The 11,762-nt window shown below is 63.2% G+C and carries 11 protein-coding genes; 4 read left to right on the top strand and 7 right to left on the bottom strand.

Features of this window, described 5'->3' with window-relative positions; translation table 11 throughout:
• The first annotated feature begins 63 nt into the window (after positions 1 to 63).
• From prfB to AC2FNS_RS01530, 3 genes are all read left to right on the top strand, one after another.
• A complete protein-coding gene (gene prfB / locus AC2FNS_RS01540; RefSeq protein ID WP_496681191.1) occupies positions 64 to 1,191 on the top strand; it encodes a peptide chain release factor 2 in 1,128 nt (375 codons plus the stop codon).
• Between the two features lie 110 nt (positions 1,192 to 1,301).
• A complete protein-coding gene (locus tag AC2FNS_RS01535) occupies positions 1,302 to 2,702 on the top strand; it encodes an amidase (RefSeq protein WP_496711471.1) in 1,401 nt (466 codons plus the stop codon).
• A gap of 24 nt (positions 2,703 to 2,726) precedes the next feature.
• On the top strand, positions 2,727 to 3,518 hold the full coding sequence (locus tag AC2FNS_RS01530; RefSeq protein ID WP_496681194.1) for a DUF2189 domain-containing protein: 792 nt from the start codon (positions 2,727 to 2,729) through the stop codon (positions 3,516 to 3,518).
• 9 nt (positions 3,519 to 3,527) lie between these two features.
• On the opposite strand, the gene AC2FNS_RS01525 is transcribed toward AC2FNS_RS01530, so the two are convergent.
• The 5 genes from AC2FNS_RS01525 to AC2FNS_RS01505 form a co-directional block, all read right to left on the bottom strand.
• The gene (locus AC2FNS_RS01525) at positions 3,528 to 3,749 is read right to left on the bottom strand and encodes a hypothetical protein (RefSeq protein ID WP_496711472.1); all 222 of its coding nucleotides are present in this window, start codon (positions 3,747 to 3,749) and stop codon (positions 3,528 to 3,530) included.
• The gene (locus AC2FNS_RS01520; protein ID WP_496797363.1) at positions 3,746 to 4,903 is read right to left on the bottom strand and encodes an aromatic ring-hydroxylating oxygenase subunit alpha; all 1,158 of its coding nucleotides are present in this window, start codon (positions 4,901 to 4,903) and stop codon (positions 3,746 to 3,748) included. Before AC2FNS_RS01520 ends, AC2FNS_RS01525 begins: the two co-directional genes overlap by 4 nt.
• Positions 4,904 to 5,013: 110 nt before the next feature.
• Positions 5,014 to 5,682 (bottom strand): helix-turn-helix domain-containing protein, encoded by a 669-nt coding sequence (locus tag AC2FNS_RS01515; protein WP_496797362.1) that lies wholly within the window; start codon positions 5,680 to 5,682, stop codon positions 5,014 to 5,016.
• Between the two features lie 311 nt (positions 5,683 to 5,993).
• On the bottom strand, positions 5,994 to 6,554 hold the full coding sequence (gene ilvN, locus AC2FNS_RS01510) for an acetolactate synthase small subunit (protein ID WP_496684483.1): 561 nt from the start codon (positions 6,552 to 6,554) through the stop codon (positions 5,994 to 5,996).
• Positions 6,555 to 6,614: 60 nt separating this feature from the next.
• Positions 6,615 to 8,366: an acetolactate synthase 3 large subunit gene (locus AC2FNS_RS01505; RefSeq protein ID WP_496711780.1), complete on the bottom strand. Its 1,752-nt coding sequence runs from the start codon at positions 8,364 to 8,366 to the stop codon at positions 6,615 to 6,617.
• Positions 8,367 to 8,769: 403 nt separating this feature from the next.
• Between AC2FNS_RS01505 and AC2FNS_RS01500 the strand changes: the two genes are divergently transcribed.
• Positions 8,770 to 9,615: a HalD/BesD family halogenase gene (locus tag AC2FNS_RS01500; protein ID WP_496711781.1), complete on the top strand. Its 846-nt coding sequence runs from the start codon at positions 8,770 to 8,772 to the stop codon at positions 9,613 to 9,615.
• 6 nt (positions 9,616 to 9,621) lie between these two features.
• Here the strand turns inward: AC2FNS_RS01500 and AC2FNS_RS01495 are convergent, their stop codons facing one another.
• Both AC2FNS_RS01495 and AC2FNS_RS01490 read right to left on the bottom strand, forming a co-directional pair.
• Entirely contained in the window at positions 9,622 to 10,266 is a 645-nt protein-coding gene (locus AC2FNS_RS01495) for a response regulator transcription factor (RefSeq protein WP_496684491.1), read from the bottom strand.
• Positions 10,266 to 11,699 carry a cache domain-containing protein gene (locus tag AC2FNS_RS01490; RefSeq protein ID WP_496803755.1) on the bottom strand — a complete coding sequence of 478 codons (1,434 nt, stop codon included), beginning with the start codon at positions 11,697 to 11,699 and terminating at the stop codon, positions 10,266 to 10,268. Before AC2FNS_RS01490 ends, AC2FNS_RS01495 begins: the two co-directional genes overlap by 1 nt.
• Positions 11,700 to 11,762 lie beyond the last annotated feature (63 nt).

The raw sequence follows: 11,762 nt of genomic DNA, 5'->3' as shown, positions 1-11,762 counted from the left end.
TCTTGTGGTGGCCTGAACCTCTTGCTATCACGCAGGCCTGATTGAGCAAGTTGGGACCTGACCATGCGCGCCGAAATCCAGAACATCGTGGCCGAGATCCAAAAATCGCTGGAGCTGCTGGCCCAGCGTATGGACTATGAAACCGCGCCGCACCGGCTGGAGGAGTTCAACGCCCGCGTCGAAGACCCCAACCTGTGGGACAACCCCGAAAACGCGCAGAAGCTGATGCGCGAACGGCAGGTTCTGGTCGATGCGATCGAGACCTACGAGTCGATCAAGACCGATTTGAACGACAATGTCGAACTGATCGAACTGGGTGAGATGGAAGACGACGAAGAAGTCGTCAAGGATGCCGAAGAGGCCCTGAAAAAGCTGCGCGACAAAGCGGCCGAAAAAGAGCTCGAGGCGCTGCTGGACGGCGAGGCCGACGCCAACGACACCTTCCTGGAAATCAACGCGGGCGCCGGGGGCACCGAAAGCTGCGATTGGGCCTCGATGCTGGCGCGGATGTATGTCCGCTGGGCCGAGAAGAAGGGCTACAAGGTCGAGCTGCAGTCAGAAACCCCGGGCGAAGAGGCGGGGATCAAGTCGGCGGCCTACAAGATCTCGGGCCACAACGCCTATGGCTGGCTGAAATCCGAAAGCGGCGTGCACCGGCTGGTGCGGATTTCGCCCTATGACTCGGCGGCCAAGCGGCACACATCGTTCAGCTCGGTCTGGGTCTATCCGGTGGTGGACGACAATATCGAGATCGAAGTGAACCCGGCCGATATCCGCGTCGATACCTACCGGTCCTCGGGGGCGGGCGGTCAGCACGTCAACACGACCGACTCGGCGGTTCGGATCACCCACATCCCGACCGGCATCGTGGTGACAAGTTCGGAAAAATCGCAGCACCAGAACCGCGACATCGCCATGAAGGCGCTTAAATCGCGCCTCTACCAGATGGAACTGGACCGTCGAAACGCCGAGATCAACGCCGCGCACGAGGCCAAGGGCGACGCGGGCTGGGGCAACCAGATCCGGTCCTACGTTCTGCAGCCCTATCAGATGGTCAAGGACCTGCGCACGGGTTACGAGACCTCGGACACCAAGGGTGTTCTGGACGGTGATCTGGATGGGTTCATGGCGGCCACGCTGGCGATGAACGTATCGGGCAAAAGCCGGGCCGAGGCGCAGTCGGACGCCTGATTGCGCACGGGGCGGGTGGCACACCGACAAAAGATACATACAAAACACCGGGTTTAAATGCGATCCGTCCATCGCTAGGCTGAGTTCGATCATAGCCTGGACGTAACCCCATGACCCCAATCGAAACTTCGGCCGTCGAACTGCTGAGCAAGCTGCGCGCGGGGCAGGTTTCGGCCGTCGAAGTGATGCGCGCGACGCTGGACCGGATCGCGCAGGTCAACGACCGGGTCAACGCCATCGTGGCACTGCAGGATGAAGATGCACTGATGGCGCAGGCGCAGGCGGCCGACGGCCATGCCCGGCATGGCCCGCTGCACGGTCTGCCAATGGCGGTCAAGGATCTGGTGAACGTGGCGGGCATTCCTTCGACCCAGGGTTCGCCCCTGTTTCGCGGCCATGTGCCCGATGCCGACGACCTCATCGCGGCCCGACTGCGCGCGGCAGGCGCGATCCTGATCGGCAAGACCAACACGCCGGAATTCGGTCTGGGGTCGCATACGTTCAACCCGGTCTATGGCGCAACCCGCAACCCCTATGACCTGACGCGCAGTTGCGGCGGGTCTTCGGGCGGGGCGGCGGTCGCCTTGGCCACGGGAATGCTGGCGCTGGCCGATGGGTCCGACATGATGGGCAGCCTGCGCAACCCGGCCGCCTGGAACAATGTCTATGGCTTCCGCCCGACCTGGGGCCGCGTCCCGTCCGAGCCGGTGGGCGATCTGTATCTTCATCAACTTTCGACGCTGGGTCCGATGGCGCGCAGCCCAGAGGATATCGGGCTGCTGCTGGACGTGATGTCGGGCGCGGACCCGCGCCAGCCCCTGTCGCTCGACAGCGATCCGGTCTCGCCCGTGCCGGTCAGAAGCCTTGAGGACATGCGCATCGGCTGGCTGGGTAACTGGGGCGGGGCCTTCCCAACGGAAGACGGCATTCTGCCGCTGTGCGCGCGCGAGTTGACGCTGTTTGCCCAGTTGGGCGCCACGGTCGAGGAGGTACCGCCCCCCTTCGATGCCGAACGGATCTGGGAGTCTTGGATCACGCTGCGCTCGTTCAGCGTGGCGGCCGGACTGCAACCCCTGGCCGACCGCAAACACGCCCTGAAGGACAGTGCCCTATGGGAGCTCAAGCGCGGGCTGGCCTTGACCGCGATGCAGGTGCAGGCCGCCAGCGTGACCCGGTCAGATTGGCACCGGCGGGCGGTTGCGCTGTTTTCCGAATATGACGCGCTGGTGCTGCCAGCAGCGCAGGTCTGGCCGTTTCCGGTGGACTGGCCGTATCCGCGCCGCATCGCCGGGGTCGAGATGGACAGCTATCACCGTTGGATGCAGGTGGTGACACCGGTCAGCCTGTTGGGGCTGCCCTGCCTGTCGATTCCGGCCGGATTCGGGCCGGGGGGGCTGCCGATGGGGATGCAGCTGTTCGGCCCGCGGGGCAGCGATGCCCGACTGCTGTCGATCGGGGCCGCCTATCATGCGGTTACGCATTGGCCGCAGAAACGGCCGCCCGAGATTTGAAGGAACTGGGAGGACAGACGGAACATGGACAGGCCATTCGGAGTTCCAAAGTTGAAACCCGCCAGCCGCGAAATGCTGCGCACGGCGCTGCGCCGGGGCTGGCAGGACTATCGCCGCGCGCCGATCTTCGGCCTGCTGTTTGCGGGGTTCTACGTTCTAGTGGGTTGGCTGATGGCATGGATCACGGTGCAGACGGGCACCTCGTACTGGCTGGTGCTGGCCGCGATCGGGTTTCCGCTGTTGGGGCCGTTTGCAGCGGTGGGGCTGTACGAGGTCTCGCACCGGCTGGAACAGGGCGCGCCGCTGGATTTCGGTGCCATCTTCGGCGTGGTGATCCAGCAGAGCCGCCGACAGTTGCCGTCGATTTGCGCCATCATCGTTGTGATCTTCCTGTTTTGGTTCTTTCTGGGCCACATGATCTTCGCCCTGTTCATGGGCCTGTCGACCATGACCAACGTGTCCTCGTCGCTCGAGGTGTTCCTGACTGCGAACGGGTTGACCATGCTGGCCGTCGGAACCGTGGTCGGAGCGCTTTTCGCGATCCTGCTCTACATGATCTCGGTGCTGTCGATTCCGATGCTGCTGGATCGTGAACTGGATTTCGTGACGGCGATGATTTCCAGCTATGCCTATGTCGCAGTGAACAAGCGTGTGATGCTCGGGTGGGGCGCGTTCATCGCCGTCACCACCTTTATCGCCATGATCCCGTGGTTTCTGGGCCTGCTGATCGTGCTGCCGTTGTTCGGCCATGCCAGCTGGCACCTATACCGGCAGATCACGGGGGATAGTGACGGCGAAGAAACCGCCCAGACCTGATCGGTGCGGTCACTGCTGCGGAACCTCGCGCCCCATGTCGATCAGACGCTGGCGCAGCCGGACGGCGGCCGGCAGACCGGCCTCGAGCGCATGCACATAGGCGTGGGTCAGGAAGAACGCTGCTGCATCCGCATCGGTCTGCGCGTCTGCGGCCTGTTCATACAGGGCCGCCAAGGCCCGGATGTCGCCGGCCGCATGTGCGTTCAGCAGACGGTCGTCCAGTGCGCTCATTCGGCGGCGGGCCTATCGTGGCGCGCGATCAGCCGCTGTGCGACCCAGTCATGGAACAGATGCGTCGGCCCATCCATCGCCGGTGAGAAATGCCCTCCGTCGAAACCGGGGGCCGCGCGACCGCGCTGCATGCCTTCGACCACGAACACGTCTTCTTCGAACACCAGTTTCCACTGCTCGGTGTTGCGCGCGCGCAGGTCGGCATCTGTGTCCGGCGACGCATAGAACAGATGGATATGTTCCGATGTACGGTCCTGCGCCTCGGGGCGCAGGATGATGGCAAAGGCGTGGTCGCGATGCACGCCCAACAACACGTTGGGAAAGGCGGCGATGTATTCGGCGGCCGTGTCCCATTTGGCGCTCAGCCCCGGGAAATCGGGGAAGGTGCGGCCGTCCTCGCCGGTCAGCTGGCGATAGACCGATGTGCCCTGGCCGGAAAACAGGCCGGGCTCCTGGATGTGATAGTGGTCCTCCAGCCGGGAATAGCTGTTCAGCCCGGGATGCACCCAGGGCAGGTGATAGCTTTCGCAGTAATTCTCGACCGCCAGCTTCCAGTTGCAGTTCACGTCCAGCCGGAAGGCGCTGTCGGGGCCGCCATGGTACAGCGGCCGGTCGAACTCGGCCCATCGTTCGATCAGCTTGGCGTTGGCATCCTCAAAGGCCGGAGCGGTTCCCGAGACGTTGATCCAGACCACCTCGCGCCAGATATGGCTGCGCACCTCGATCAGGCCCAGTTCGGACCGGTTCACCGCGTCATGCGCGTTCTGGCCCGGCCCGCCCACATGCGGGGTCGCCACCAGGCGACCCTCGGTCGAATAGCACCAGCTGTGATAGGGGCAGCGGATCGCGCCTTCGATCTTGCGCGGTTCGGCCACCAGGATCATGCCACGGTGGCGGCAGATGTTCTGGAACACCCGTACCTGGCCCGACCGGTCGCGCAGCAGCAGCAGGGGGATGCCCAGAAACTCGATCGGGACCGCGTCGCCCGGTTCGGGCACGTCGGCGGTTACGGCCAGTCCGGACCAGCCGTCCAGCAGCAGGGCCTGGCTCTCCTCGGCGTGCAGCCGGGGGTCCGTATAGTGCGCGTTGGGCAGACCCAGCGCGGTTTCGATGCTTTGGCGAACGGCAGACAGATCGGTCAGGGTGCTGGCCATGTGGTCCTCCTCGGTTGCCACCCAGCCTAAGCAGTCCCACCGCCGGCCCGCTGTCATGTCCGCGACCCGGGTTTTTCTCACAACGACATGTTGGCGGCCTGCCGGGGTGGTCAGGACCGGGCCAGCCGCGCGACCCCGAGGGCCGCCTTCAGATCTTGCCCCAGGAACCGCAGTTCCAACTCTCGGCAGTCGGCGGCGCTTGCGCCTAGCCTGACGCTGTATCCGGTGCGTACCGACGCGGCCGGAGTGGTTGCGTCCGCAAGAACGTAGAAACGGGTGCCGATGGTATCGCGATGCGCCATCATGATTTGTGTCGTCGTGCCTGAGCGGAAGGCCAAGCCGCGCAGTTCGCGCGAAGCCGGTGTCGCACCCGGCGTGACGGGGTCGAAGGCGCGTACGGTCGCGTGGCTGCCCTGGTTCCGGGCAAACAGCAACAGATGGCAGGTGTGCCGCGGCTTTGCGGGATGGGTTTCGATGACATGATGAAACCCGCTGCACAGCAGGGTTTCCTTCCGTTTTATTTGGCCCGTCGCAAAAAACTTCAGCAGGGACGGAGGCAGCGGCGCCGACTCGGTTTTCGGTATTTCGGAAAGGGGGGTAAGAAGGATGCGGGCATCAATCCCGAAAAAGCGGCAGATCCGGTCCAGCACATCAGGCCGTGGAAAGCTTTCGCCAGACAGATATCGATTGAACTGGGTGCGATTGATGCCCAGACGGCGGCAGACCTCGGACACCGAGGGATAGCCGCTGACCAGCTGCCGGAGGTTCTCGCCAAGCATTGTGCGCAATTCTTCAGGTGTGCGTGCTTTATGGCCCATGCCTTGTCCAGTCATGGCCTATGGCAACGCAACACGACTGTGCCGACACAGCGTCCGCCGTCGGCCTGAACCGGAATATCGCATAATTTTCCCCAAGAGCTTTCCTGTCGGAAAGAACCGACGCTAGGCTAATGCCTTATAGGCCAAAGGCAATAGGCATTTGGCGATTTTGCACAAACTATTTGGGAAAACCGGCCAGATGACACTGACCGGCGACAGTCTCGAGTGGATATGGAGACAAGCGGCCCCCCTTGCGCGGGGGCGACGACCCGTCAGCTGCCGCGCAGCAGGGCGGCCACGCCGGTCCGGGCGATTTCCATCAGTCCAAGCGGGCGCATCAGGTCGGCAAAGGCGTCGATTTTTTCGGGTGTGCCAGTAATCTCGAAGATGAAGGAATTCAAGGTGCTGTCTACCACGTTGGCGCGAAAGATGTCGGCCAGGCGCAGCGCCTCGACGCGCTTTTCGCCTTCGCCCACGACTTTGATGATCGCCAGTTCTCGCTCGACCGAGGGGCCTTCGACGGTCAGGTCATGCACGTCATGCACAGAAACGATCCGGCCCAGCTGCGCCTTGATCTGCTCGATCACCTGCGGTGTGCCGGTGGTCACGATGGTGATACGGCTGAGGTGGCCAGTGTGGTCGACCTCGGCCACGGTCAGGCTTTCGATGTTGTAGCCACGTCCGGAAAACAGCCCGATCACGCGCGCCAGGACGCCGGGTTCGTTTTCGACCAGAACGGCGATCGTGTGGCGCTCCTGCACGTCCGAAAACGTCGGGCGCAGGTTATAGGCCGAATGGCGGGTAGAGCCTTTTTTAATGTGTAGGGCAGACATTTATGTCCCTTTCTTCAACTTTCGTGCGCCGGAAGGTCCGGCCGGGTGCGATGGGAGCGATCAGACCAGTACCGAGCCCTTGGAGTCGATCACACCCTGTGTTTCGGCCTCACCCAGCAGCATCTCGTTATGCGCCTTGCCCGACGGGATCATGGGGAAGCAGTTTTCGTGTTTTTCGACGAGGCAGTCAAAGATCACCGGACCGTCGTAATTGATCATCTCCATGATCGCGTCATCCAGATCGGCCGGGTCCGAGCACATGATTCCCTTGGCCCCGAAGGCGTCGGCCAGCTTGACGAAATCGGGCAGGGCCTCGGACCAGGAATGCGAGTAGCGTTCGCCGTGCAGCAGCTCCTGCCACTGGCGCACCATGCCCAGGCGTTCGTTGTTCAGGATGAACTGTTTCACCGGCAGGCGGTATTGGACGGCGGTGCCCATCTCCTGCATGTTCATCAGCCAGCTGGCCTCGCCCGCGACGTTGATCACCAGCGCGTCGGGGTGCGCCATTTGCACCCCGATCGAGGCCGGGAAGCCATAGCCCATGGTGCCCAGCCCGCCCGAGGTCATCCAGCGGTTTGGATCTTCGAAACCCAAGAACTGCGCGGCCCACATCTGGTGCTGGCCCACTTCTGTACAGACGTAGCGGTCACGGTCCTTGGTCAGTGCCTCAAGTCGCTGCAGCGCGTATTGCGGTTTGATCGACTTTTCGCTGTTCGTGTAGGCAAGGCAGTTCACCTTGCGCCAGTCCGAGATCTGGGCCTGCCACTTGGTGACGGCCGCGGCGTTGGTCTTGCGCCCGCGCGCCTTCCACACTTTCAGCACGTCTTCCAGAACATGCGCCACGTCGCCCACGATTGGGATGTCCACTCGGATCACCTTGTTGATCGAGGACGGGTCGATATCGATATGCGCCTTTTTCGACTTGGGCGAGAACGCGTCGATGCGCCCGGTGATCCGGTCGTCGAACCGGGCGCCGACATTGATCATCAGGTCACAGTCATGCATGGCCATGTTCGCCTCGTACAGGCCGTGCATGCCCAGCATTCCGATCCAGTTCTTGCCCGATGCGGGGTAGGCGCCCAGACCCATCAGGGTCGAGGTGATGGGGAAGCCGGTCGCGTCCACCAGCTCGCGCAGCAGTTGGCTGGCGGCAGGGCCCGAATTGATCACGCCGCCGCCGGTATAGAACACGGGCTTCTTGGCGGTTTCGATGGCAGCGACCAGTTCGGTGATCGCGTCCAGATCGCCCTTGACCGCCGGCTGATAATGCGAGGTCGAGGGTTTCGGCGCGGTATAGGTGCCGGTCGCGAACTGCACGTCCTTGGGAATGTCGATCAGCACCGGGCCGGGGCGGCCGGCAGTGGCGACGTGAAACGCCTCGTGCAGGGTTGCGGCCAGCGAATTGGTGTCCTTGACCAGCCAGTTGTGCTTGGTGCAGGGGCGGGTGATGCCCACCGTGTCGGCCTCCTGGAACGCGTCCGAGCCGATCATGAAGGTCGGCACCTGGCCGGTCAGAACCACGATCGGGATCGAATCCATCAGCGCATCGGTCAGGCCGGTCACCGCGTTGGTCGCGCCGGGGCCCGAGGTCACCAGCGCGACGCCGGGCTTCCCGGTCGACCGGGCATAGCCTTCGGCGGCATGGACCGCGCCCTGTTCATGCCGCACCAGGATGTGACGGATGTCGTTCTGCAGAAAGATCTCGTCATAGATCGGCAGGACGGCGCCGCCGGGATACCCGAATACCGTGTCCACGCCCTGATCCTTGAGGGCCTGGACCACCATCTTTGCGCCGGTCATCTCACGTGTCATCTGCTTTGCTCCGTTCGCGACATGTGTCTTGCGTTTGACATAAAAAAGCCCCCGAAGTTTCGGAGGCGCATGGGTTCGATTATGGTGTACCGTTACCGGCCCATGCGCGTGGTTCCTACGATTACGACTAGCGTTTTCATCGCCAGAGGCTCCTTTTTGCGTGCAGGGACATTATGGGTGGGGGGACGGGGCGTCAACAGGCAATCTGGCCAATTTCCTGTCTCTGCGGTCGAATATTGCGACATTTTATTGCGCAGATTGACGCATGGCCGGAATTTCCGCGAATGGTGCCGCGGGCAAGGGTTCCGAAGTCAGAAAGCGGCAGGTCGATGTCTGAAATGGGCATGAGCCGCACGCGCCGCCGGGTCAGGCTGAACCGGAAAGTGCAAGGACGGAGGCGCGCATGCTTGTGGATCTGGTGGACCTGGGCCGTTATCCGATCGACCGGCCGGACTCGGCGGCCTACCAGCGGCTGATCGCGGATATCCGGCGCGAGCTTGACGCGGACGGGTGCGCGGTGCTGCCCGGTTTCGTGCATGACGGTGGTCTCGCGCAGTTGCTAACCGAGGCCGAGGCCGTCGCCCCGCGCGCGCATCGCAGTTTCAACCGCACCAACCCCTATTTCACCCGAGACGACCCCCGGTTCGGCATCCGCCACCCGATCCGACGGTTCTATGACCGGTCGAACGCATTTGTACCGGCCGACAATTTCCCCGAGACCGGCCCGTTGCGGCGTATCTATGAATATGATGGCTTTCTGCCCTTTATCCGCGCGGCCCTGAACGAACCCCAGGATCGGTTCTTTCGCTATGACGATCCTCTGGCCGACGTGATCATCAACGTGGTCGAGGAAGGGCAGGGGTTCCCCTGGCATTTCGACACCAACAACTTCACCGTGACTCTGGCGATCCAGAATGCCGAACGGGGCGGGGCGTTCGAATACGCGCCCAACCTGCGCACGCCTGAACACGAGAATTTCGACAAGGTGGCCGCGATCCTCGACGGTGACATGAGCGCTGTCCGGCAACTGGAACTTCAACCTGGTGACCTGCAGATATTTCGCGGGCGATACTCGCTGCACCGGGTTGCGCCGGTCAGCGGCCCTTGGCCGCGCTATGTGGGTATCTTTTCCTTCGTCGAGGCCGAGGGGATGTGTGGCGGCATAGAGCGGACAAAACAGCTGTACGGCCGCGTGCTGCCGCATCACCTTGCGCGTGCCGGGCGGCGGGCTGACCGTCTGTTGGACTGACCCGCGTCAGTACCCGACGCCCGTGCCCTGCAGCACACCATGTTCCAGTGCGTAGCGCGTCAGGCCGGCGGTCGAGGAAATGCCCAGTTTGCGCTTGATGTTCTTGCGGTGGGTCTCGACCGTGCGGACCGAGATGTCCAGCGTCTGGGCCACTTCCTTGTTCGACTTGCCCTGCGCCAGTTCCAGCAGGATCGTCTGCTCGCGCCCGGTCAGCGCTTCGCGGGTGCTGTCGCCCTTAGGCTCCAGAGAGCCGCTGGCCCCGGTGCACAGATAGCGCTCGCCGCGCATCACCGCATCGATGGCCTGTTTGATCTCGTCGGTCGGCACATCCTTGAGGATGTATCCCTTGGCGCCATGGCTCAGCGCAGTCGAGATGTATTCGGGGCTGTCATGCATCGACAGGATCAGGATTCGGGTCTGGGGCAGGCGTTCCAGAATGATCTCGGTGGCGCTCAGCCCGCCCGTGCCGGGCATGTTCAGATCCATCAGAATCACGTCGGGCCGCAGATCCGGGGCCAAGTCGATTGCTTCCTGCCCGTTGCCCAGGGTGCCGACCACGTTAATGTCGTCATAGCTTTCAAGGATCGACTGGATGCCCTCGGCAACCATCGGATGATCGTCGACGATCAGGACTCGGGTCGTGTCTGTCATCAGGAACCGGCCTTTCTTTTGGGTGTCGCGTCTTCCTGCGGCGGCAGCAGGTGGCTCAGCGGCAGGCTGACCTCGATCACCGTTCCGCTCTGCGCGCCGCGTGATGACAGAATGCGTAGGGTCCCGTCAAGCTGTTCGATCCGCTCCTGCATGTTGCGCAGGCCGATCCCGGTGCTGATCTGGCCCGGCTGGCTGCGCAACCCGCGCCCGTTGTCGGTGATGCGCATCGTGGCGCCTCGCTTGTGGCCGCGCAGGTCGATCGTCACCCGCGTCGCGCCGGAATGGCGTTCGACATTGGTCAGCGCCTCTTGCGCGATTCGGTAGAGCGCGATCTTGCTGTCATGGTCCAGACGGTTGCGGAACACGACGGTGGAAAACTCGGTCTCGATCCCCGTGCGTTCGCGGAAATCGTCGGTCAGCGCCTTGAGCGCGGGGCCGAGGCCCAGATCGTCCAGAACACCGGGGCGCAGGTCGCGGCTGATGCGGCGCACCTCGGTGATGGCGGTGCCCAGATTGTCGATCCCCTTGTCCAGCGGCGCCCGCGCACCGTCATGATCGCCTTTTGCGAGGCGCCGGCGCGCATTGTCCAGCGCATAGCGCACTCCGACCAGAATCTGGCTGATCCCGTCATGCAATTCGCGCGCTACGCGGCCGCGCTCTTCCTCCTGGGCGTCGATGACCCGCTTGGTCAACTCTTTCAGCTTGGCATCCGCGAGGCGACGTTCGCGGATGTTCAGCAGCATCCCCGAGGCAAAGACGATCAGCACCGCCGCCAGAACGATGCCGCCGATATAAAGGAAGGTGCGCTGCACGCGCGCCTCGACCTCGGCGCGGGCATTGGCGACGGTGGCAACGATGTCGTCGATGAACACGCCGGTGCCCACGGCCCAGCGCCAGTCCTGCAGGCCGACCACATAGGCGATCATCATCGCCTCTTCCCCGGTCGAGGGCTTCTGCCACATGAAGCTGTGCCACCCGGCGCCTTGCCGGGCCAGCCGGATGAACTCGTCCACCACGGGCACGCCGTAGCTGTCGGTCAGGCCTTCCCAGTTGCGGTTGATGAACTCGGTCTGGCGGGGGCTGACCAGGTTGTTGCCGTCATAGTCATAGACGAAAAAGAACCCGTCCTTGCCGTAGATCATCGCCGACAGGATCTGGGCGACGGTCTTCTTGGCCTCTTCGTCATCAGGGGCGGCGCGGCCGTAGATATAGGCAAAGCCGTTGCGCGCCTGGGTGACATAATTGCGCAGTTCCTGCTTCTTGGCCTCGATCAGGCGACGCTCCAGCGCCTGTATCTCACGCTCGGCCGTGGCGCGGGATTCGATGGCCACCATCAGCGCGATTGCCGCCACCGCCAGCACCAGCGGGATGGCCGCGACCAGTGACAGTTTCTGCGCATAAGTCAGCGAAAACAGAGATCGAAGTTTCCCCATGGACGAATCGATACGCAAGCCGCGGCGCAAATGCAAAGAGATTGGGCATCTTTCGCCGTTCCG

Source organism: Ruegeria sp. BHSA191 (assembly GCF_059613325.1).
Note: the sequence above shows the minus strand (reverse complement) of the source record. Positions and strands in the feature narration are given on the sequence as shown.